Here is a 21600-nt window from a genome sequence, read left to right as displayed (position 1 = left end):
TCAGCTCCCCGTCCAGGCGGGACGACGCTTCTCGGCGAAGGCACGCGCACCTTCGCGGAAGTCGTCGGACCGCAGGAGCCGGCCGATGGCGCGGTTGTTCAATGCCCACGGCTCGTCGTCCCAGTCGGACCCGAAATGCGCCGTCGCGTGCACCATCGCCTTGGTCTCCCGCACGGCCAGGGGTGCGTTTTCGGCGATGCGGCCGGCCAGGTCCAGCGCCTCGGCCAGTGCCGCGCCCGGCGCGGAGACCCGGTTGGCGAGACCCCACTCGACAGCCACTTGCGCCGTGACCGGCTCGCCCGTCAGGGCCATCTCAAGGGCTCTCTTGAGGGGGATCTGTCGCTGGATGCGGATGACTCCGCCGGCGGCGGCCATCAGGCCGCGCCGCACCTCGGGCAGGCCGAGCGTGGCAGAAGGGTCGAGCACCGCGAGGTCCGACGCGAGCACGATCTCCGTGCCACCGCCGAGCGCGAAGCCGTTGACGGCGGCAATCGTCGGCGTGGCGACCGCGTGGCGCACGTATCCCGCGAAGCCCCACTCGGGGCGTCCCCGGGCATCGAGAGACTCGCCACGGGCCAAGGCCTTCAGGTCGGCACCGGCACAGAAGGCGTCGCCGGTGCCGGTGATGACGATCGCCCGTACCTCGAGGTCGCAGTCGGCCTCGTCCAGGGCCACGCCGATGCCGGTGGCGACCCGCCCGTCGACCGCGTTCATGGCCGAGGGGCGGTCGATGCTGATGACCGAGACGGCGCCGTGCCGCTCGTGACGGACGACAGGCTCGGTGGTGACCTCCACGACGGGCGCTTTCGATCGCGCCCCCATGTCAGCGCACCTTCGCGAAGCGCTCGACGAGGTCGGCGTACTCCGCGCGGATGTCGACCTTGCTGATCTTGCCGTTGGGGAGGCGCGGGAGCGGATCGTCGCGCAGTACGACATAGCTTGGCACTTTGAAGCTCGAGAGCACCTTGGCGCACTCCTCCACGACAGTCGCCTCCTCGAGCGCGCCCCCCCGAGTGACAATTGCAGCGGGCGTCTCGCCGAACTTCTCATCGGGGGCCGCGATCACAGCAACCTCGGCCACCCCGGGGATCCTGGCGATGACAGCCTCGAGCTCGACCGGGGAGACATTGATGCCGCCGGTGATGATGAGGTCCTTGAGCCGGTCGACGAACGTGATCCGCCCCTTCTCGTCGACCTTGCCGAGATCGCCGCTGCGCAGCCATCCGTCACGGAAGACGTCGGCGGTGATCTCGGGCTCGTTCCAGTAGCCGGGAGTGACGCCGGGACCCTGGATCAGGATCTCCCCCGGCTCGCCCGGAGCGGCCGGGGTGCCGTCGTCGCGGACCACCTTGAGGCTCGTGAAGATCGATCCGGCGCCGCAGCTCCCGGGGTGGTCGCGGAACTCCTCGCGCAGAGTGGCCGTCGCGACGCCGCCGGCCTCCGTCATGCCGTAGATCTGACGGAGGGCGACGTCCTTGGCGGCCCAAGCTTCGAGCAGCGGAACCGGCACGGCGGCACCACCGACGATGGCGGTCTCAACCGATGAGAGGTCGGCGTCGGCGAACTCGGGCGCGGACGCGATGGCCTGGAAGATCAGTGGGACACCGAACAGCGCTTGCACCCGGTGCTGCTCGACGAGACGTACGGCCCGCGAGGGGTCGAGCTCGCGCTCGACCACGATGGTGCCGCCGAGAACCGTCGTCATGAGCAGGCCCCAAACAAGACCGGGAGTGAACGCCAACGGGAGGACCAGCAGCGACGTCGAGCCCTGCCGGAACCCCTTCTCGGTCAGCGACGCCTCGAACACGATGCTGAGCAGAGTGCGGTTCGTCAGCACGACGCCCTTCGAGAGCCCGGTCGAGCCGCTGGTGAAGATGATCGCGATCGGCTCGTCGGGATCGCGATCGATGCGGAACGACGACGGCTCGCCGATGCGGAGCACCTCGATCTCGGAGAACGTCACGAGCGAGACCGGCGCACCGAGGGCGTTGGACTCCTCGACCACGCCCTTCAGGCTGTCGTGGGCGATCAACGTGGTGGCGCCCGCGGCGTCGAGCACATTGCGCAGCTCGGCGGGCCGGAACCGGCTGTTGAGCGGCACGATGACGGCCCCGGCTTTGATGATCGCCAGCGCGGCGACGGTCCAGGCGATGTCGTTGGGGGCGAGCAGTCCGACCCGATCGCCGTGGTGGACGCCTGCGGCTTGCAGCTGCTGGGCCGCGCGGCTGCTCCACGCCTCCAGCGTCTGGTAGTCGACCTGGCCCTCACCGACGATCACCGCAGCGCGCTCAGGCTGGCAGCTCGCCCACCATGCGAGGGCGGATCCGATCGTTGCGGTCATGGGAGCTCCTTCATCGGCGCGGGGGCACGCGGAACGGTTTCGGCGGCTGACAGTCGTTTATCTAACGACAATAGTTAAGAGAGTTCTACCGCGTGACGCGCGTCACTGTCAATGCTCAGGCATCACGGGCGTCACAGATCCAGCAACAGCGGTCCCACGACGCACCGCCCCACACAGATCATCATGACGTCGTTCTGCGCCTTCTCGGCGTCGTCGAGGACGTCGTCGCGATGGTCGGGGATGCCGCCCAGCACGCCGGTCTCGCACGTGCCACAGGTGCCCTCGCGACACGAGAAGTCGACCGTGATGCCTGCGTCGGCCAGGGCGTCAATGATGCTTTGGCCCTCTTCGACGTGCACGGTCGCGCCGCTAGCGGCGATCTCGACGTCGAAGGCGTCGCCCGAGGTGTCGACGTCGTCGCGTGGCGAGAAGCGCTCGACGTGCAACGTCTCGCTGTCGCGGTCGACCATGACCTTCTCGACCGCGTCGAGCAGGGGCTCGGGTCCGCAACAGTAGACGCGACGTCCGGGCTGCTGCTCGTCGAGCACGCCGGCGAGGTCGATCAGGCCGCGCTCCTCGGCAGGAACGAGGTCGACGTGCTCGCCGAACTCCTCGACCAGCTGCTCGGCAAACGCCATCGAGTGACGCGTGCGGCCGCCATAGACCAGACGCCAGTCGACGTCGCGCGACGCGACCTCGCGGATCATCGGCAGGATCGGGGTGATGCCGATGCCGCCGGCGATGAAGAGGTACGCGGGGGCGTCGGCGAGCTCGAAGTGGTTGCGCGGACCGGCGACGTCGACCTCGGCGCCCTCGAGGAGCGACTCGTGCACCCAGCGGGAGCCGCCGCGACCGTCGGGGACGTTGAGGACCGCGACCTCGAAGTGGTCGTCGCTGGGCCTTCCACACAGGGAATACTGACGGGTGATGCCGTCGTCGGACCTCAGGTCGATGTGAGCGCCCGCTTTCCAGGACGGGAGGTTGGTGCCGGGCTCGGTGGGGACGAGGACGAGGTGGACGACACCTTCTGCCGCGCCCTGACGCGACTCCACGTACATGCGGAGGGTCGGCTGACTGGACATGTACGGCAGAATACCTACTGTCTTTAGATTTCAAAAGAGATGTGCGAGGAGAACACGATGGGAACGCTCGACCTGTTCCGCATGGACGGACTGACGGCCGTGGTGACAGGAGCCAGCTCCGGGCTGGGGGCCGGCTTCGCCCGCTCGCTCGCGGGCGCCGGCGCGAATGTCGTTCTCGTGGCCCGCCGCGAGGACCGGCTCCAGTCGCTGGCCGACGACCTCCGAGCCGGTGGCTCGGCCATCACCGTCGTGGCCGCCGACGTCAGCGTGCCCGAGGACTGCGACCGCGCGGCCGTCGCCGCCGTCGAGGCCCACGGACGAATCGACGCGCTGGTCAACAACGCCGGCCTGGGCGGCCACGGCTCGGCGCTCAAGGAGTCGCCGGACGACTTCCGCCGCGTCATCGACGTCAACCTCAACGGCGTGTTCTGGATGGCCAAGGCCTGCGCCCCACACATGACCCATGGCGGATCGATCGTCAACGTCTCCAGCGTGCTCGGGCTCGTCGCCCCCCGGTTCCCACAGGCGTCCTACGCGGCCAGCAAGGCCGGCGTCATCGGCCTGACCAAGGACCTCGCGGGCCAGTGGAGCGCCCGGCGCGGCATTCGCGTCAACGCCCTGTGCCCCGGCTACTTCGACTCCGAGATGACCGAAGGTGCCTCTGACGTCCTGCGCGAGATGGTCGCCGAGCAGTCGATGCTGGGACGTTTCGGCGAACAGGCCGAGCTCGACGCCGCGATGCTGTTCCTCGCGAGCCCCGCGTCGACCTACGTCACCGGCACCACGCTCGTGGTCGACGGCGGCCTCAGCTCGTACTGACGTCGCCCTCGGGGCGGGCCGGCCAGCGGGGACCGTAGTCGGGGTAGTCGCGCGGCACCCGCAGCGGGAACGCCGCGTCGCGCTTCTCGAGGAACGACGCGACGCCCTCCTGCACGTCGGCGCGGCTCGGCAGGTCGTACACGCCCACCGACTCCACACCGTGCGCGTCCCACGGGGACGAGGCTGAAAGCATGCTCCACAGCAGCTGGCGCGACAGTCCCGTGGCGATGGCCGACGTGTTGTCGGCGATCTCGCTCGCCAGCTCGTAGGCCTTTGCGAGGATCTGGTCGTCGGCGACGACGTGCCCGGCGAGCCCCCCGCGCAGCAGCTCGTCGGCGCCGATCAGGCGGCCGGTCAACACCCACTCGGCAGCCTGCGAGATGCCCACGATGCGGGGCAGGAACCAGCTGGACGCCGACTCCGTCAACATCCCGCGGCGCCCGAACACGAAGCCGACACGGGACGACTGACCGACGACGCGAATGTCGCAGGGCAGCAGCATCGAGGCGCCCCCGCCGACGGCAGCGCCGTTCACCGCGGCGATGATCGGCTTGAGCATCGCCGCGATGCGCAGCGTCACGACTCCCCCGGCGTCGCGCGGCACGCCGTTGATCTCGCCGAAGCGCTCGATGAACGCGACGTGGCGCGGGTGCGGCTCTCGCCCACCGTGGTGGAAACCCTCACCGAGGTCGGCGCCCAGGCAGAACTGGCGACCACGGCCGGTCAGGACGACTGCGGCGACCTCGTCGTCGGCGTCGGCACGGTCGAGGGCGTCGACCAGGTCGGTGACGAGCTCGAGCGTCATGGCATTGCCCTGGTCCGGACGGTCGAGGACGATCGTGGCCACGCGGCCCGTCACGCCGTACGAGACCGTGGATCCGCTGGATTCCGGCAGCGCGTGCACGCCCGACTCGTCGGGGCTCGAGACCATGTTTCCTCCAGAGGGGTGACGAATAAACCGATCGCCGTTAGATTAATGCGCATGTCACATACTTGTCACACCCGGGGGCGCTCGTGAGCAGTCTCCCCCTTGCAGACGTCCGCGTGCTCGACGTCGCCGACGCCGCCGGCGAGGCCGCGACCCGCCTGCTCGCCGATCTCGGCGCCGACGTCGTCAAGGTCGAGCCCCTCAGCGGCGCCCCGACCCGATCGCGCGGACCCGTCGTCAAGGGCCGCTCCCTCGAGTTTGCGGTGTCCAACGCCAACAAGCGGTCCGGATCCGCCGACGTCGCCAACCGCGCCGATCTCGACGCCCTGCGGGCCTTCTCGGCCGACGCCGACATCGTGGTCCTCGACCGCAGCAGCGCCGCCCACCTCGACCCCGAGCGCCTGTTGGCGGCAGCACCCCATTTGGTGGTCGTCGTGTCGACCCCGTTCGGTCGCACCGGCCCCCGCAGCGAATGGTCGGCCACCTCGCGGACGTTCCTCGCGCTGAGCGGAGCGTTGTCGAGGTCAGGCCGGCCCGGCGACGTGCCGTTGGTTCCCCCCGGCGAGATCGCCGCGGCGTCGGCCGCGAGCCAGCTCGCCTGGACCGCCCTCGTGGGCCTCATCGCGGTGCGCCGCGGCGGGCCCGGACAGATCATCGACCTCGCGCAGCAGGAGGCCGTCGTCACCGGGCTCGATCCCGCGTTCGGCGTGCAGGGATCGGCCGCCGCCGGCCGGTCTGGAAAGTTCCGGCGCGGCCGCCCACCGGCCGACTCCTACCCCATCTATCCCTGCAAGGACGGCTACGTCCGCCTGTGCCTGCTGGCCAAGCGGCAGTGGCGTGGGATGTTCGCGTGGCTCGGCGAGCCGACTGAGCTCGCCGACCCCAAGTACGACAGCATCGCCGAGCGTTTCCGAGCGGCCGACCTGATCGACCCGCTGATCATGGCCCTGTTCGCCGACCAGCCCGGTGCCGTCCTCGTCGACGAGGCCGCGCGGCGCGGCGTCCCACTGGCCCAGGTTCTGACCCTCGGCGACGCGCTGACGTCCGTCCACTTCACCACCGCCGGCACCATCGCACCCACCGATCTTGCGCCCGAGCTCGAGGCGTGCCCCACGCCGGTCGGCTGCGTCGACCTCGACGGCAAGCGGCTGGGCATCCACTCCCCCGCGCCCGCCGAACCCGCTGCTGGACTGCCGGCCTGGCTTACGCGCGCGACCTCCACGACATCGTTGCTGTCACCGTCACCCCTGCCGTTCGCGGGCGTGCGCGTGCTCGACCTCGGCGTCATCGTTTTCGGGGCCGAGATCGGTCGCATGTTTGCCGACCTCGGCGCCGACGTCATCAAGGTCGAGAGCCTTGCATTCCCCGACGGCCTCCGGCAGACGCGCGGCGGCGAGGCCATGAACGCGTCATTCGCGTGGGGCCAACGCAACAAACGGAGCCTGGGTCTCGACCTGCGAAGCACGGGCGGCCAGACACTCTTCCACGACCTCGCCGCATCCAGTGACATCGTTCTCTCCAACTTCAAGCCTGGGACGCTTCACTCACTGGGGATCGGCCATGAGGATCTGAAACGCTTGAACCCGCGCATCGTCGTTGTTGAAAGCGCGGCCTTCAGCGCAAAGGGCCCCTGGTCGCAACGGCTCGGGTACGGGCCGCTCGTGCGTGCCGCGTGCGGCATCACAAGCCTGTGGCGCTACGCGCCCGGCGACGTCGAGTCCTGGGACGGCGTCACGGTGTTCCCCGACCACGTCGCCGCCAAGGTCGGCGCCCTCGTGGCCGCCGCAGCACTGCTGCGCGCGGTCCGCACTGGGTCGGGAGCACGCATCGAGCTCGCCCAGTCCGACGTCGTCCTGCACCAGCTGGCCGCGCGCGCCGTCGAGGAAGCGCTCGTGCCCGGGTCGGCCGTGGCAGCGGGTAATCGAGGGCGTGAGCTGTTCGGGGGGCTCTTCCCATGCAACGGCGACGACGAGTGGGCCCTGGTCGAGGCCCGCGACGACGACGAGCTCGCCCGCCTGGCCGGCGTTGTCGGAACCGGAGCCGACCGCGACCTGCACGATGCCGTCACGGCGTGGACGTCGACCCGCGCCCCCCACGAGGTCATGGAGCGCCTGCAGGAGGCCGGTGTGCCCGCCGCGGCGATGGTGCGTCTGCCCGAGCTGCTCGACGATCCGCAGCTGCAGCACCGTGGCACCTTTGCGACGTTGCATCACCCGGTCCTCGATCACGAACTCCCCACTGAGGCGGTCGCTTCGGTATACGGCGTCGCGCCGCCACTGTTGCTCGGGCCGGCGCCCGCTGTCGGCGAGCACACCCGCGAGGTTTGTCGCGATGTGCTGGGGCTCAGCGAGGACCGCATCGAACGGCTCCTTGCGGACGGTGTCCTGCACGAGGGGGCGCCCGTCGTCGCGGTCAACGCATGAGCATGACTGAGGCCCGAGATCTGTCGACGATGATCGGTCTGGCGCCCTTGCACGCCGAAGACCTGCTAGCCGGTGACCACCTTGCCCTGGGATCGATCATGCCGAGCCACGAGGAGATCCTCGACTTCGCGCGCCGCTACGACCCGCTGCCGATACATACCGACATCGCGCTGGCGACCGAGTCGTTCGGCGACCTCATAGCCCCCGCCGCCCTGCTCATGGCGTGGTATTCCTCGCTCGCGTCACCCGGATTCGTCGCCCATCTGGCACTCGTGGCCGGCAAGGGCATCGATCGGCTGCGCATCCCGAAACCCGCACGACCCGGCGTGCGCCTCGACGCCACCATCACGATCGACGAGATCGTCCTCCGCGACGACCGGGCGGACGTGCGCTCTACGTCGACGTTCGTCGATGCCGAGGGCGACGTCGTCATGGCGTTCACCAGCATCCAGGTCGTCCGTCGACGATCCCGCGCGTGAACGCGGTCGCCAGACCGACAGAGGCGCCGTCCGTCGGCCAACGCCACGACCACTCATCAGAAGGAATGTCCATGTACGCAGAGAAGACGGATGGGGCCTCGACGAACCCAGCCCTCAGCACCAAGTTCACTCGCGAGTTCGGCATCGAGCACCCGATCGTCCAAGGTGGCATGCAATGGGTCGGGCGAGCGGAGCTCGTCGCCGCCGTGGCCGAGGCGGGCGCACTCGGCATGATCACGGCCCTGACCCAGCCCACGCCTGAAGACCTGGTCAAAGAGATCGCGCGCACCCGCGACCTCACTGACAAGCCATTCGGCGTCAATCTCACGATTCTGCCGGCGATCAACCCGCCGCCGTACGACGAGTATCGCCAGGCCATCATCGAGTCGGGAGTGACGATCGTTGAGACCGCCGGATCCAACCCAGGACCGCACCTCGCGCAGTTCCACGCTGCCGGGATCAAGGTGCTGCACAAGTGCACGAGTGTCCGCCACGCGATCAAGGCACAGGAGCTCGGCGTGGACGGGATCAGCATCGACGGGTTCGAGTGCGCGGGGCACCCCGGCGAGGACGACGTCCCGGGACTGGTGCTTATCCCCGCGGCGGCGCCGCACATCACGATTCCGATGATCGCCTCCGGCGGATTCGCCGACGCGCGTGGACTCGTCGCCGCTCTGGCTCTCGGAGCGGACGGGATCAACATGGGCACCCGATTCATGTGCACGCAAGAATCGCCCATTCACGACACGATCAAACAGGCGATCGTCCGGGCCACCGAGCGCGACACCGAGCTGATCTTCCGACCCCTGCGCAACACTGCGCGCGTGGCCAGCAACACGGTCAGCCGTGATGTCGTCCGGATCCTCGCGGACGGCGGCGGGTTCGACGACGTCAAGGACCTCGTGTCCGGTGCGCGCGGAAGGACCGTCTATGAGCTCGGCGACCCGGAGGCCGGCATCTGGACCGTCGGCACATGCCAGGGCCTCATCCATGATGTCCCGCCGGCCGGCGAGCTCGTGCGCCGAATGGTGGCGGATGCCCGTGAGCTCATTCGTGGACGCCTGGCCCACATGGTCCAGAAAACCCCGGAGTGATCGACAGAGGATCTGCCACTGACTCGTAGACGCAAACCTAATTTCCATAGATGGAAGTCTTGCTTCCTAAAACTAATGCCTATAGGCTGCGGCGGACCCGGATGCCGTGACGTGAGTCACAACTGAAGGTTCCACGACAGAAGAGGGAGACGTACATGCGTTCACGCACCATCAGTTTTGCTTCGCGGTTCGCCGTGCTGGGAGTCAGCGGCATGCTGGCGCTCGCGGCCTGCGGAGGAAACGACAACAACTCCGACGACGCATCGTCGGACGTGAAGTTCACCGGCGAACCGGTCACCGTCATGACGATCGCGCCGGTCGACACCGCCGCAATCAACCAGCCGGAAATCATGGAAGCTGCCAAGGCCTCCGCCAAGGCGCTCAACGCGGCCGGCGGTCTCGGTGGCCACGAGGTCAAGGTCATCACCTGCAACGACGGCAACGACCCCAACACAGCGGCCGCTTGCGCGCGGCAGGCGGTGTCAAAGAAGGCCATCGCCGTGGTCGGCGGCTTCACCACGTCGGGCGCAAGCATCGTGCCGATCATCGCGAAGGCAGGCATCCCATGGATCGGCCCTCCCGGATTCTCCGCAGATGAGCTCGCCAGCAAGGACTCCTACCCGCTGATCGCCGGATCGGTGGCATTCGCGGGACTGGGACAGCGTGCTGCCAAAGACGGTTGCAAGACCATCGCGACAGTGCTTTACGACGTCCCGACCGCCGTCAGCGCGGCGACGTTGATTGCGAACGGCGTCAAAGCCGGCGGCGGAGCCAAGCCCACGGACATCAAGGTGCCGACGACGACAACTGATTTCGCCAGTGTCGCCAAGCAGATCGGCGAAGTCGACTGCGCCATCCTCGGCCTGCCGAACGATCAGATCGTCGCGACCGCGGTCGCCGGCAAGAGCGTCGGCGTCAAGTCCCGCTACTACCTCGTTGCCGGCGCGCTGAATGACACGACGATCAAGGGTGCTCAGGGATCGCTCGACGGTGCCGTGACGGCCGTCAACTTCGTGCCCGCGACCGAAGACGTCTGGAAGGAAGCGAAGGACTCGTCGGACAAGGTCGACTGGACGGGTGCCTACAACCAAAGCACATGGGCGTCATATCAAGTCCTCAAGACAGTGCTCGATGATCAGGCCGAGGTGACGGCCGAGTCCGTCGTCGCAGGTCTCGCCAAGACCACGAACGTCGACGCAGGTGGCCTCATGGCGCCGACCGACTTCACGAAGGAGTTCGCCGTGCCGGGCCTGAACCGCGTGTTCAACCGTCAGGTCGTCTACCTGACGGCCAAGGACGGCACCCCCGTGCAAGAGGGCGACTTCGAGGACCTGTCGCCACTGTTCGGAGGCTGACGCACTCACGCGGGTCTGGGACGTCTCGGTGTCCCAGACCCGCGTCCCATTCGCGCTCCAGGGAGGGAGTTCCCATGACCGCCAGCTCGGCAGCCATCAGGGCAACCGGCATCACGGCAGGATACGGATCCACACCGGCGATCCATGGCGTCGACCTCAGGGTCGCTCCTGGTGAAATGGCCGCCCTTGTCGGCGCAAACGGTGCCGGCAAGACCACTATTCTCTCGACGATCGCCGGCGAACTCGTCCCGTTCGAGGGCGAGATCGAAGTGCTCGGTAACAGCAAGCGCCGTGGCCTCGACCACCGCGCACGGCACGGCCTTGGCTTCCTGACCGAGGGCCGCTGCGTCTTCATGCAGCTGACGGGCTGGGAGAACCTGGCCGTCGGCCGCGGCCCCGTCGACAAGGCGCTGGAGTACTTCCCGGAGCTCGAGCCCCATCTGCGAAAGAAGGCCGGTCTCCTCTCGGGCGGCCAACAGCAGATGCTGGCCCTCGCCCGAATCCTGGCGGGAGAGCCGCGTGTCCTGCTCGCGGACGAGCTCTCGCTCGGTCTCGCACCCCTTGTCGTCCAACGACTACTCACCACGCTGCGTGAGGCCGCTGACCGCGGCGTCGCCATCCTGCTCGTCGAGCAACACGTCAGCCAGGCCCTCGCGATCGCCGACAAGGGCTACGTGCTCAGCCGCGGCCGCATGGTCATGTCGGGCACTGCTGCAGAACTGCAGGCCTCTGCCGACGAGATCGCCGGCCACTACCTGACGGGGAACCTGTGAACGAGCTCTTGACCTTTGCCCTGATCGGCCTCGGCACCGGTGCGATCAACGTGATCCTCGCGACAGGCCTCGTGATGGTCTATCGGGGCTCCGGCATCATCAATTTCGCCCAGGGAGGCCTCGCGATCCTCGGCGCGTACACCGTGTTTGAGCTGCGGACGGTTTACGAAGCGTCGTTCGCGGTGGCTCTTGTGACCGCCGTGGTGCTCGTTGCCGCCGTAGGTGTCGCCGTGCATTTTCTGGTGATGCGGCCACTGCGCGCCGCCGGTCCGATGTCACGCGTCATTGCGACCCTCGGCGTCCTGACGATCGTGACACAGGTGATCATCCTCAAGTACGGTGCCGAGCAGCGCACTGTTCCCCTGCCCCTGCCGTCGGATGCGGTTGAGGTCCGCTCGGGTGTCATAGTCGGCGAGCAGAACTTGTATCTCGCCGGCATCGCAGTCGTCCTGATTGTCGCCCTGACTCTCCTCTCCGAAAAGACCCGTATCGGCCATGCCCTGTCGGCCGCGGCGGAGGATCCCCGCGCGGCAGCGGCTCTCGGATGGTCACCGGACCTGCTCGCCAGCCTCACGTGGGGGCTTGGTGGCGCGCTCGCCGGACTGGCAGGGGCGCTGTTCCCGGCAACGTCGACCGGCTTCATGTCGGTCACACAGATGAGCGTGCTCATCATTGGAGGCCTCTCCACCGCGTTGCTCGGCCAGTTCCGCTCGTTCCCACTCGTGCTAGTCGGAGGTCTGCTGATCGGCGTCGCTCAGTCCTTGGCCACCCGGTACGTCGACCAGACCGGATTCGCTGACGCGATTCCGTTCCTCATCATCATCGTGGTACTGATCGTGCGCGGCCGTGGCTTGCCGGTGCGCGGGTCCGCGACCGACCGGCTGCCACGCGTGGGCAACGGTCGACTGCGTCCCGTGGTGCTCGTGCCGGTCGTCGCGGGTGGGCTCGCATTCTTGGCGCTAGCGGCGCCGGAGTCGTGGTTCCCGGCGCTGATCGTCTCGATGACCTTCGCAATTGTCGGTTTGTCGGTGCTCGTCCTAACGGGCTACGCCGGGCAGCTCTCGTTTGCCCAGTTCGCCATCGGGGGCGTGGGAGCCTTCGTAGCCGGACGCCTCGTCGCCGCCCGAGACTGGCCGCTCGAGGCAGCGTTGCCCACGGGTGTCCTGGTCGCGACCCTCGTGGGGCTTCTCTTCGGGCTGCCTGCTCTGCGCACTCGTGGCGTCAACCTGGCGGTCGTGACGTTCGGACTCGGATTCGCGCTGTTCCAGCTGCTGTTCAGCAACAGCTCCTACACCGGAGGCGCGGAGCAGACCCAGATCAACGAACCAACGCTTTTCGGCATCGACATCGATCCCATCACCCATGCTGACCACTACACGATCCTCTGCTTCGTGACGCTCGTTGCCCTTGCGATCATGGTTGCCAACCTGAGGCGTGGTCGCGCCGGCCGGCGCCTGCTCGCCGTGCGTACCAACGAGCGGGCCGCCGCCGCTGCCGGCGTCAGCGTCTTCCAGGGCAAGTTGTACGCGTTCACGTTGGCCGCTGCGATCGCAGGGATCGGAGGAGTGCTGCTCGGATTCAGCTACAGCACGATCGTCTATCAGCAGCTCTTCAGACCGGACGCCTCGATCAGCCTCCTGGTGCTCGTTGTCATCGGCGGGTCGGGATACGTATTCGGTCCGATGATCGGCGCACTGCTGGCTGCCGGGGGAGTCGCGGTGTTGCCGTTCGGCGACGCTGCCACGAACGGCGAGTCGGAAATCATCGCCTATCTTCCCTTGGCCACGGGCATACTGCTGCTCGCCACGTTGCTCCTCAACCAGCACGGCATCGTCGACCGGATGTCGGCAATGACGACCGCCGCGCTGGGTCGACTCCGTCGAACCGATGACGCCACTGGTCCCGTCGCGGACGCGCCCGACGATGAGCGCCAGCAGATGACGGTACCTCCGCTGGTTCTCGAGATCGAGGGACTTACTCAGCAGTTTGGCGGATTCATGGCCCTGAGCGACGTATCCCTCTCACTAAGGCCCGGCGAGGTCGTCGGCCTCCTCGGCCCGAACGGCGCCGGCAAGACGACGCTGATCGACGCGGTCTCGGGCTTCAACCGGATCACCAGGGGTCGCGTGAGCCTCGGAGAGGACGACATCACGACGTGGTCGCCGCATCGCCGCTCAAGAGCCGGGGTGACCAGGTCCTTCCAGTCGCTGGAGCTTTTCGACGACCTCACGGTCGAGGAGAACTTGCTCGTAGCGTCCGACAAGCACGATGCCCGGGCCTACGTCACGGACCTCGTGCGGCCGGGGCGGCCGGTCATGAGCGACACGGTCGTGGCAGCCGTCACCGAGCTTCGCCTTGCCGGGCTGCTCGGACGACATCCTGTCGAGCTGTCGTACGGCGATCGGCGCCTCGTCGCGATAGCCCGCGCTGTTGCCGGTCGGCCATCCGTCCTGCTCCTCGACGAGCCGGCCGCGGGGCTCGACACCACCGAGCGTCTGGAGCTCGGACACCTGATCAGACGGCTCGCCGACGACTGGGGCATCGCGGTCCTCCTCATCGAGCACGACGTACCGATGGTCCTCCGCACGGCCGATCGGGTGGTCGTGCTCGACTTCGGGCGCATCATCGCGGAGGGCACGCCTGAGGCGATCAAGCACAATGCTGCAGTGCACGCGGCCTACCTCGGTCATTCGGCCCAGAGCGAGAGCGAGTCCGTCTGATTGAGCCTCGTTCGTCTCGGCGAGCAGTCCGCGGGTCCGGCCAGTTCCGCATTCCAGAAGGACGTCGTCGCGGCAGGCGTCGAGGCGAAGGGCTGACCGACTCCTCTCAGGACGAGTGTGGGATGTGCGGTAGCAAGGCTCGCACGGACCGCACGCCAACTGCGCCGGTCCACAACCCGGCACCGTATGCGGCGTCATCCAAGCGCAGGGCGATCGCGAACCGGGCGGGATCCAGATCGGGCTCGAGTCGGCGCCGCTCGATCATCGTGTCGACTGCCGCAGCGAGGAGCAACGCTCGCCGAACCCGGCGTGAAAGGACGGCGCCGACGAATGCCGCCGGCCACCAGTGGCGGAGCAGAAGGTGCATGAGCTGCGCGAGGTTCGCCGAGATGCCGAGAGCGGTCAGCTCGCCCGCTGTCCGCCAAGGATGATCGCCGCCACGAAGTGACCTTGACAGGCGCCATGCCATGACACCAGAGAGCAGACCCACAGCTGGGGCTGACCAACGTCGCTGCGCCAGGACCGCGACCGCGGTGGCCGCGCCGATCGGCGTCAGCACCGCAGGTGCGACTTTGGAGCCATGCCGGGAGGCGAGCGGCGCGGCTCCAGAGCCGTAGAACGCCTTGCGGCGGAGCCAGCTGCGCAACGAGGTGCGGTGGTCGTGCCTCGCGACGACATCGGCGTCGTACCGGATCCGCCATCCTGCAGCGTCCAGCCGCCAGACGAGGTCGACGTCCTCCCCTACCGACATGGAGCTGTCGAACCCGTCGCCGAGGGCATCGACGCGTGCCGCCAGGACCGCCGACGGCACCCAGGCGATCGTCGAGTGCGGGCGTACGAGGGCCGAGTCACGGCCGAGGTCGAGCGAGGAGCGCGCGGCTTCGTAACGGCCGATCCACGAGTCGTCCCGGTCGAGGCCACGGATCCGGGGGGCGACGAGGGCGACCCTGGGATCGTGCAGGTGCCGGAGCAGCCGGGCCACGGCGTCGGGATCGATCACGACGTCGGAGTCGACGAAGACGACGTACGGGGTGGCCACCTCACGCAAGCCAGCGTTCCTCGCGCCGGCCGGACCGAGGTTGCGATGCAAAGGTATGAAGTCCGCTCCGTGCCGTCCGGCCACTTTGGCCATCCGCTCGGGATCGATTGACGCGTCATCGACCACGATCACCCGCATCGCCCCGTCCAGACCTGTGAGGAGCCGGTCGAGCTGCACGGGGCGGTCACGCACCGGGATGACACAGGTGACCTGGTCGAGGTCGATCGTGGCCAGCAACGCGGTGACGGGCTCGGCCATGCCCGAGTGGAGGAGCTGCTCGGCGAGCCGGCGGGTTGCGGCGTCGGCGACGATCAGGGTCCCGTCGCGCATGAGGTCCCGCGCCCCGGCGCTCAGGTGGTTGACGCGGATGGGTGCGCCGCCGATGAGCGTGCGGCCGTGGTCGCGCACGCGCACGCCCGGCGCCAGCCGGACTGCAAACCCGGGTGGAAGCGTCATGGGCCGAACCCACCGTCGGCAGAGACCACCGATCCGTTGAGCGCGGCCCCCTCGACAGAGCAGCACAGGGCGATCGTGGCGGCGATCTCCGACGGTTCGAGCACCCGTCGCAGCAGCTGCGACGCTGCGAGCTCGTCGGCATTGGCGAGGTTGTACAGGGCCGCGGTGGCGTCGAGCATGCGTGTACGGGTGGAGCCGGGCGAGACTGCACATGCCGTCACCCCTGTCCCGACGAGGTCGGCCGCGAGGCCCTTCACGAGTCCGATGACGGCGTGCTTGGCGGCGTTGTAGGCGGCGAGGTGGAACAGGCCGTGGCTGCCGGCAGCGGAGGCGATCGCGACGAAGCGACCTCCGGAGGGGTCAGGTCCGGCGAGGAGGTGCTGGATCGTCACGGCGGCGGTGTTCCACACGCCTTTGACGTCCACCTCCCACTGGCTGTCGAGGTGCGAGTCCGGCGACTCCCAGAGTGGCAGTCCTCCGGCGATGACCGCCGCTGCAGCGACGACCGCATCGAGCCGGCCGAACGCGTCGACACCGTCGGCGGCAGCCTCGGCCAGGGCATCGCGATCGCGTACGTCGGCGACCCGGACGAGCACCTGGTCGGGGAACTCGGCGGCCACGGCGTCGAGCTCGGCCCGGGTCGCCAGCGCGTACGCGACCCCGTCGGGCATGTCGTCGCCGGCGCAGGAGTCGACTGCGACGACCCGGTAGCCGTCACGGCAGAGCGTGCGTACGGTCTCTGCACCGATGCCGCGAGCGGCCCCGGTGACCAGCGCGACGCGGCTCATCCGCGCGCACCGATCGTTGATTTCGAGAGCATCCCGCGAGCATCCGGAGCGCCATCGCGTATGCGGCGGACCGCGTCAGCAGTCATCTCCGCCAGCACCCGCTCGCCAATGGCCGCTGAGGCGCCGGACGGGTCACCGAGCACCCCGTTGGGTGAGACCGCACCGACTCCCCCGGCCATGAGCAGCGGCATAATCTCAGAAAGCGGACGGGTCTCCCCCGCCTCGGCGAGATCGAGGCGTACGGACTCCGGGCGCAGGTGCAGCATCAGTGACGTCTCGGTGACCCCGGCGTGAAGGTCGACGTCCTCCGTCGCGCAAGGCACCCACGCGACGCTGTGCTGCTCGGCGAGCATCTGGAACACCGCCTTGGACAACCCCGCGTGGTTGCCTCCGTGGGCGTTGACGAACACGATGCGTCCAGCCCATGTGCTCATCGAACGGACCAGCTCGATCACGACCGACTGGAGGATGCCAGTCCCGATCGAGCTGGTCCCGGCGAAGCTCTGGTGCTCACCACTCGACCCATAGGCCAGCGAAGGAGCCACCAGGACGTTGCCCCCGATCGCCGAGGCGACGTCCCTCGAGACTGCCTCGGCGATCGCGGTATCGGTGTCGAGCGGCAGGTGCGGACCGTGCTGCTCGATCGAGCCGACCGGCACCAGCACAAGCGGACGGCCGTCCACCTCGGGCCATGTCCGGTCGGCGAGCGTCATCGAACGGGCCGTCCCAGCGTACGGGCGAATCCGTCGGCGATGACGAGGTGCTCGGGAGTCAGCTCGTGGATCGACGAGACGCCGAGTCCGAGCAGGGCTGAGTCGATGCCGCCGCGTAGGACGTCGAGGACGTTCTCGACGCCGGGCTGGCCGTTGGCGGCGAGGCCCCAGAGGTATGCGCGGCCAATCATCACGGCGCGGGCGCCGAGGGCGACGGCCTTGACGACGTCGCTGCCGCGGCGGATGCCCCCGTCGAGGAGGACCTCGATGTCGTTGCCGACGGCTTCGGCGATCGCGGGCAGGACGCGGATCGGTGCGGGGGTGCCGTCGAGGTTGTTGCCGCCGTGGTTGGACACCGAGATCGCGGTGACACCTGCGTCGACCGCGCGGAGGGCGTCGTCGACGCGGCAGACGCCTTTGAGCATGAAGGGGCCGCCCCACTCCTTGCGCATCCATTCCACGTCCTCCCACGACGGCGGGGTCGTGGTCATCCACTCGTAGTAGGCGCCGAAGAACGTCGGCCCCTTTGCCTCACCCGGAGCGGCGAGGTTGGGCGCCGTGAGGTCGGGCAGGTTGCCGGCGAACGACGTGAGCCAGCGGGGCTTGCGCAGCACCTGCGGGGCGAACTTGAGCGCGGTCTTGAAGTCGACCTTCTCCGGGATCTCAGGGCTCCCCCAGTCGCGGCCCATCGAGAATGACCAGTCGAGCGTCGCGATGAGGCCGACGGCGCCGGCCGCGCGGGCGCGGTCCATGCGCTGGATCATGACGTCGCGGTCGCCGGTCCAGTACATCTGGAAGAACGTCGCGGGGTTGGCCGCGACGACCTCCTCGACGGATCGGCTGGCGAAGTTGCTGAGGCCGATCACGGTGCCGCGCGCTGCTGCCGCCCGGGCGACGGCGACCTCACCATCCGGGTGGACCGCCTGCACCCCGGTGGGCGACATGATGACCGGCAGCGAGATGTCCTGCCCCATGACCGTGGTGGCCATCTCGCGCTTGGCCTGGTGCCCGGCGACATGCGGGGCGAAGCCGAGCTCCATGAACGCCGCTTCGTTGTCAGCGATCGACTGGCCACGCTCGGACCCGGCGACCAGTGCGCCGTACACCGACGACGGCAGCCGCTTCTTTGCCCGCTGCTGGGCGACGGCCACGGACTCGAACCAAGGATTCTTGGCCCACGGATTCTTGGACATGGTTCTCTTTCGGGTCAGAGCCGGAAGCCGGCGAGGGGGTTCTCGGCGCACGCGGAGACCGGCGGCGCCTCGAGATCCTCACGGCGGGTGAGGGTCAGCATGACCGGCTGGTTGCGGCCCGGCGTTGTCCGTGAGTGGTCCTGGCTGGCGGCCGGGATCGTACGTTCACCGGCCAGGGCGCTCTCGCCGTAGCCCTGTACGCACTCCGGGTCGGGCCCGTCGAGCGGCAGGCCGGTGAAGAACTTGGCGGCCATGCAGCCACCACGGCACGAGTCGAAGAACTCGCACGACGTGCACGCGCCGGACGTCTGCGGCGACCGCAGCTCTTGGAACAGCTCGGAGGTCTGCCACACCTGCTTGAACCCACCGTCGGCCAGCAGGTTGCCGGCCAGGAAGTTGTCGTGGATCGCGAACGGGCAGGCATACACGTCACCGATCGGGTCGATCAGGCACACCACGCGTCCGGCGCCGCACAGGTTGAGCCCCGGGAGGCTCTCACCGAAGGCGGCGAGGTGGAAGAACGAGTCGCCGGTCAGCACATTGTCGCCGTTGGCCATGAGCCAGTCGTAGAGCACGCGCTGTTGCTCCGGCAGTGGGTGAAGCTCGTCCCACACGTCCGCACCGCGACCCGACGGGCGTAGTCGGGTGAGCCGCAGGGTTGCGCCGTACTGGTCCGCCAGGGCCTTGAACTCGTCGAGCTGCGTCACGTTCTGGCGGGTCACGACGACCGAGATCTTGGCGTCCTTGAACCCCGCGTCCTGCAGGTTCTGCAGAGCGGTGATCGCGGTGTCGTACGACCCGGGTCCGCGCACGTAGTCGTTGACCTCCGCGGTCGCGCCGTCCAGGGAGATCTGCACGTCGACGTAGTCGGTCGACGCCAGGAACGCCGCGCGTTCGGGGTTGAGGCGTACGCCGTTGGTGGAGAACTTCACCCCGACGTTGTGGTCCACGGCGTACTGCAGCAGGTGCCAGAAGTCCGGCCGGATCGTCGGCTCTCCCCCGCCGATGTTGACGTAGAAGACCTGCATCCGCTGGAGCTCGTCGATGACCGCCTCGCACTGCTCGGTCGTCAGCTCCCGCGGGTCGCGCTTGCCCGACGACGACAGGCAGTGCGCGCACGCCAGGTTGCAGGCATACGTCAGCTCCCACGTCAGGCAGATCGGGGCATCCAGCCCGAACTCGAACTGGTTGACCAGAGGGCCAGTCGTCGGCCGGGCCACCGGAGTACGTACGTCGAGCAGGGTCATGAGGGTTTCCGTTCGAGGATCATGTCGGAGGTGGCGAGACCACGCAGAGCCTTCACGTACGCCGGCCACTGCGCTTCGGGGATGCCGGCTCGGGTCAGCGCGTCGGCCACCGTCTTGGAGTCGCCGAGCGCGTTGACGGCGTCGACGAGCTGCTGCTTCTTGAGGAAGGTCAGCTTGCGGTTGCCGAAGTGATAGGCCAGCGCACCGAACGGCTCCGGACGCAGCGCCACCGATCCGGACAGCGTCCAGGCCTCGGCCAGCATCGGGTCGGCCATCAGAGTGGTCATGCTCAGTAGACGCCGCACATGCCGTCGATCGAGACCTCTTCGATCAAGTCCTCGGTCACCAGCTCGGCATCTTCGGTTGCGACGTTCTCCGTCGTGGGGTTGAGGGTCATGGCTGTTCTCCTTCGCTACTGGCTGTGATGTGGCGCATACTTTATGGCACCGAGCGCCAAAAAGGAAGGGCTGTTAGATTCACAGCGTCATGAGCGCCTCCCGCACCAAGCCTCAGGGTCGGCCCTCGGCAACCGATCACGCCGCGATCGAGCGTGCCGCGTTCGCGCTGTTCGAAGCCCAGGGGTTCGACGAGACCACCATGGAGCAGATCGCCGACGCCGTCGGGGTGGGACGCCGCACGCTGTTCCGCTACTTCCCGTCCAAGAACGACATCCCGTGGGGGCAGTTCGATGAAAGCCTGCGTCATTTCCGCGAACAGTTCGATGCTGTGCCCGACGACGTCCCCCTCGCCGAAACCGTGCATCGCTGCGTGATCGCGTTCAACGACTTCGACGAAGCGTCGATGCCGCAGCACCGAGTACGCATGCGGCTGATCCTCACGACCCCGGCACTCCAGGCCCACTCCGCTCTGCGCTACGAGGCGTGGCGCGCCGTCATCAGCGAGTACGTCGGCCGGCGCCTCAGTATGCCCGCCGATGCACCCCTCCCCCGGCTCGTTGGCCACGTCAGCCTTGCCCTTGCCGTGGCATCGTACGAACGCTGGCTGGCCCATCCCGATACCCGGCTGACCGAGGTCTTTGCCGAGTCGATGGTCGAGCTCAGGGCGTACCTGACCTCGGGATGAAAACCCGAAGCTCCTAGACGCGAAACCTGATGCGACGGGCGCACCCATGGCACAGACCGGGATCGCGGATGGCTGATGCCTTATGAGCGTCGCCGCGATCGCCGAGAGATGGCGCAGGCCGTCGTCGACCTGTCTTTGGACTCGCTGGCCTGACGCGAGGCCCCGGCGGCGGCAGATGTCCTGCCGCCCGGGGACCAGGTTGGTCAGGCGCGGACCGGCGCCATCGGCCGTTCGTCAGGCTCAGCCATCGGGTCGTGCTCACTGATCCCGAACCGCTCGTGGAGGCGACGCAAGGGAGCCGGGCCCACCAGTTTGCCTTGCCGAACATCGTCATCAGGGCCGGCACGACGATCGTCCGCACGAGGAAGGCGTCGATCAATACTGCCAACGCCGTCGCGACACCGAGCTCCTTGATGAAGATGATCTCCGACGTGGCAAACGACCCCAGCGCAATCGCGAACAGCACGGCCGCTGCGGTCACGATGGGTCCGTTACGGCGCATCCCGATCGCGATGGCTTCGCGTTCAATCGCTCCGTTGTCGCGGGCTTCCTTAATCCTGGTCAGGAGGAAGACGGCGTAGTCGGTTGAAAGCCCGAACACCACTACGAACAGGAACACCGGCTGCGACGACTCCAGCGCATTCTGGCTCGAGTAGTTCAGCAGGTTCTCGAATCTCCCGTCCTGGAAGATCAGGACCAGGATCCCGAATGTGGCACGTGCCCCAACCACTCGGCGGCAGTGCGGCGCAGCTCGACCACCACTGCCTCGGGAAGGTCTCCCGCCGCCTCACTTACGCCCATAACTAGAGACTATCCGGGCTATCAGCCCGAGCCGCTACGAACACTGCGCGCAACATTCCTCGACCGCGGTCGGACAAATATCTGGATCTCCAAACTTCGGATCACCGGCTCAACTGAAGATTTTCGCCCACCAACATCCACACACCTCTTGCATTTCTGGGAGGGTCGTTTCGTCCGTACGTATCTGTGCGGGCCCGCGACGTCGTCGGGAAGGCCCCACCTCTTGCTGCCCACCGGGCTGGTGTGGCTCTCAGAATGGTTGCCTC

The 21600-nt window shown here is 68.0% G+C and carries 20 protein-coding genes; 8 read left to right on the top strand and 12 right to left on the bottom strand.

Annotated elements, in window-relative coordinates; all coding sequences use genetic code 11:
- The 3 genes from ESP70_RS18665 to ESP70_RS18655 form a co-directional block, all read right to left on the bottom strand.
- Entirely contained in the window at positions 1-795 is a 795-nt protein-coding gene (locus ESP70_RS18665) for an enoyl-CoA hydratase-related protein (RefSeq protein ID WP_223148798.1), read from the bottom strand.
- Positions 796-823: 28 nt separating this feature from the next.
- Positions 824-2341, bottom strand: coding sequence for a class I adenylate-forming enzyme family protein (locus ESP70_RS18660; protein WP_149690835.1), 1518 nt, complete (start codon positions 2339-2341; stop codon positions 824-826).
- 131 nt (positions 2342-2472) lie between these two features.
- Positions 2473-3423: a PDR/VanB family oxidoreductase gene (locus ESP70_RS18655; RefSeq protein ID WP_149690834.1), complete on the bottom strand. Its 951-nt coding sequence runs from the start codon at positions 3421-3423 to the stop codon at positions 2473-2475.
- A gap of 57 nt (positions 3424-3480) precedes the next feature.
- Between ESP70_RS18655 and ESP70_RS18650 the strand changes: the two genes are divergently transcribed.
- Positions 3481-4242, top strand: a complete 762-nt coding sequence (locus ESP70_RS18650; protein ID WP_149690833.1) for an SDR family NAD(P)-dependent oxidoreductase — start codon at positions 3481-3483, stop codon at positions 4240-4242.
- Here the strand turns inward: ESP70_RS18650 and ESP70_RS18645 are convergent.
- Entirely contained in the window at positions 4229-5173 is a 945-nt protein-coding gene (locus tag ESP70_RS18645; RefSeq protein ID WP_149690832.1) for an enoyl-CoA hydratase-related protein, read from the bottom strand. The genes ESP70_RS18650 and ESP70_RS18645 overlap by 14 nt on opposite strands.
- 83 nt (positions 5174-5256) lie before the next feature.
- Here ESP70_RS18645 and ESP70_RS18640 point away from each other — a divergent pair, with 83 nt between their 5' ends.
- From ESP70_RS18640 to ESP70_RS18615, 6 genes are all read left to right on the top strand, one after another.
- Positions 5257-7593, top strand: a complete 2337-nt coding sequence (locus ESP70_RS18640) for a CaiB/BaiF CoA-transferase family protein (RefSeq protein ID WP_149690831.1) — start codon at positions 5257-5259, stop codon at positions 7591-7593.
- Between the two features lie 2 nt (positions 7594-7595).
- Entirely contained in the window at positions 7596-8072 is a 477-nt protein-coding gene (locus ESP70_RS18635) for a hotdog family protein (RefSeq protein ID WP_149690830.1), read from the top strand.
- A 71-nt stretch (positions 8073-8143) separates the two neighbouring features.
- Complete coding sequence (locus ESP70_RS18630) at positions 8144-9166, top strand: NAD(P)H-dependent flavin oxidoreductase (protein ID WP_149690829.1); 1023 nt, start codon at positions 8144-8146, stop codon at positions 9164-9166.
- A 155-nt stretch (positions 9167-9321) separates the two neighbouring features.
- Positions 9322-10521: an ABC transporter substrate-binding protein gene (locus tag ESP70_RS18625; protein ID WP_149690828.1), complete on the top strand. Its 1200-nt coding sequence runs from the start codon at positions 9322-9324 to the stop codon at positions 10519-10521.
- Positions 10522-10595: 74 nt separating this feature from the next.
- Positions 10596-11294, top strand: a complete 699-nt coding sequence (locus ESP70_RS18620; RefSeq protein WP_149690827.1) for an ABC transporter ATP-binding protein — start codon at positions 10596-10598, stop codon at positions 11292-11294.
- Positions 11291-14014, top strand: a complete 2724-nt coding sequence (locus ESP70_RS18615) for a branched-chain amino acid ABC transporter permease/ATP-binding protein (protein WP_149690826.1) — start codon at positions 11291-11293, stop codon at positions 14012-14014. The genes ESP70_RS18620 and ESP70_RS18615 overlap by 4 nt, the downstream gene beginning before the upstream one ends.
- A gap of 106 nt (positions 14015-14120) precedes the next feature.
- Here the strand turns inward: ESP70_RS18615 and mftF are convergent, their stop codons facing one another.
- Genes mftF through mftA form a run of 7 tightly spaced genes read right to left on the bottom strand, consistent with a single transcriptional unit; the run spans position 14121 to position 19847 of the window.
- Positions 14121-15509 carry a mycofactocin biosynthesis glycosyltransferase MftF gene (mftF, locus tag ESP70_RS18610; protein WP_149690825.1) on the bottom strand — a complete coding sequence of 463 codons (1389 nt, stop codon included), beginning with the start codon at positions 15507-15509 and terminating at the stop codon, positions 14121-14123.
- Complete coding sequence (locus ESP70_RS18605) at positions 15506-16297, bottom strand: mycofactocin-coupled SDR family oxidoreductase (protein WP_149690824.1); 792 nt, start codon at positions 16295-16297, stop codon at positions 15506-15508. Before ESP70_RS18605 ends, mftF begins: the two co-directional genes overlap by 4 nt.
- On the bottom strand, positions 16294-17010 hold the full coding sequence (gene mftE / locus ESP70_RS18600) for a mycofactocin biosynthesis peptidyl-dipeptidase MftE (protein WP_149690823.1): 717 nt from the start codon (positions 17008-17010) through the stop codon (positions 16294-16296). The genes ESP70_RS18605 and mftE overlap by 4 nt, the downstream gene beginning before the upstream one ends.
- Positions 17007-18203: a pre-mycofactocin synthase MftD gene (gene mftD / locus ESP70_RS18595; protein ID WP_149690822.1), complete on the bottom strand. Its 1197-nt coding sequence runs from the start codon at positions 18201-18203 to the stop codon at positions 17007-17009. Before mftD ends, mftE begins: the two co-directional genes overlap by 4 nt.
- A gap of 14 nt (positions 18204-18217) precedes the next feature.
- A complete protein-coding gene (gene mftC / locus ESP70_RS18590; protein ID WP_149690821.1) occupies positions 18218-19450 on the bottom strand; it encodes a mycofactocin radical SAM maturase in 1233 nt (410 codons plus the stop codon).
- Positions 19447-19737 (bottom strand): mycofactocin biosynthesis chaperone MftB, encoded by a 291-nt coding sequence (mftB, locus tag ESP70_RS18585; RefSeq protein WP_246162096.1) that lies wholly within the window; start codon positions 19735-19737, stop codon positions 19447-19449. The genes mftC and mftB overlap by 4 nt, the downstream gene beginning before the upstream one ends.
- A gap of 2 nt (positions 19738-19739) precedes the next feature.
- Positions 19740-19847 (bottom strand): mycofactocin precursor MftA, encoded by a 108-nt coding sequence (gene mftA, locus ESP70_RS18580; RefSeq protein WP_149690820.1) that lies wholly within the window; start codon positions 19845-19847, stop codon positions 19740-19742.
- 89 nt (positions 19848-19936) lie between these two features.
- Between mftA and mftR the strand changes: the two genes are divergently transcribed.
- Positions 19937-20533: a mycofactocin system transcriptional regulator gene (gene mftR, locus ESP70_RS18575; RefSeq protein WP_149690819.1), complete on the top strand. Its 597-nt coding sequence runs from the start codon at positions 19937-19939 to the stop codon at positions 20531-20533.
- A 13-nt stretch (positions 20534-20546) separates the two neighbouring features.
- Here mftR and ESP70_RS18570 read toward each other — a convergent pair whose 3' ends face one another.
- Positions 20547-21263, bottom strand: a complete 717-nt coding sequence (locus ESP70_RS18570) for an MMPL family transporter (RefSeq protein ID WP_149690818.1) — start codon at positions 21261-21263, stop codon at positions 20547-20549.
- Between the last annotated feature and the right edge of the window lie 337 nt (positions 21264-21600).

Source organism: Aeromicrobium ginsengisoli (genome assembly GCF_004134905.2).
In the GTDB taxonomy this organism is placed as follows: Bacteria; Actinomycetota; Actinomycetes; order Propionibacteriales; family Nocardioidaceae; genus Aeromicrobium; species Aeromicrobium ginsengisoli.
This window is presented reverse-complemented; position numbering and strand designations above follow the sequence as displayed.

Coding starts and splice junctions, on each gene's coding strand:
- ESP70_RS18660 (WP_149690835.1), bottom strand. CDS start 2,341: ATGACCGCAACGATCGGATCCGCCCTCGCATGGTGGGCGAGCTGCCAG.
- ESP70_RS18655 (WP_149690834.1), bottom strand. CDS start 3,423: ATGTCCAGTCAGCCGACCCTCCGCATGTACGTGGAGTCGCGTCAGGGC.
- ESP70_RS18650 (WP_149690833.1), top strand. CDS start 3,481: ATGGGAACGCTCGACCTGTTCCGCATGGACGGACTGACGGCCGTGGTG.
- ESP70_RS18645 (WP_149690832.1), bottom strand. CDS start 5,173: ATGGTCTCGAGCCCCGACGAGTCGGGCGTGCACGCGCTGCCGGAATCC.
- ESP70_RS18635 (WP_149690830.1), top strand. CDS start 7,596: ATGACTGAGGCCCGAGATCTGTCGACGATGATCGGTCTGGCGCCCTTG.
- ESP70_RS18630 (WP_149690829.1), top strand. CDS start 8,144: ATGTACGCAGAGAAGACGGATGGGGCCTCGACGAACCCAGCCCTCAGC.
- ESP70_RS18625 (WP_149690828.1), top strand. CDS start 9,322: ATGCGTTCACGCACCATCAGTTTTGCTTCGCGGTTCGCCGTGCTGGGA.
- ESP70_RS18620 (WP_149690827.1), top strand. CDS start 10,596: ATGACCGCCAGCTCGGCAGCCATCAGGGCAACCGGCATCACGGCAGGA.
- mftF (WP_149690825.1), bottom strand. CDS start 15,509: ATGACGCTTCCACCCGGGTTTGCAGTCCGGCTGGCGCCGGGCGTGCGC.
- ESP70_RS18605 (WP_149690824.1), bottom strand. CDS start 16,297: ATGAGCCGCGTCGCGCTGGTCACCGGGGCCGCTCGCGGCATCGGTGCA.
- mftE (WP_149690823.1), bottom strand. CDS start 17,010: ATGACGCTCGCCGACCGGACATGGCCCGAGGTGGACGGCCGTCCGCTT.
- mftD (WP_149690822.1), bottom strand. CDS start 18,203: ATGTCCAAGAATCCGTGGGCCAAGAATCCTTGGTTCGAGTCCGTGGCC.
- mftC (WP_149690821.1), bottom strand. CDS start 19,450: ATGACCCTGCTCGACGTACGTACTCCGGTGGCCCGGCCGACGACTGGC.
- mftB (WP_246162096.1), bottom strand. CDS start 19,737: ATGACCACTCTGATGGCCGACCCGATGCTGGCCGAGGCCTGGACGCTG.
- mftA (WP_149690820.1), bottom strand. CDS start 19,847: ATGACCCTCAACCCCACGACGGAGAACGTCGCAACCGAAGATGCCGAG.
- mftR (WP_149690819.1), top strand. CDS start 19,937: ATGAGCGCCTCCCGCACCAAGCCTCAGGGTCGGCCCTCGGCAACCGAT.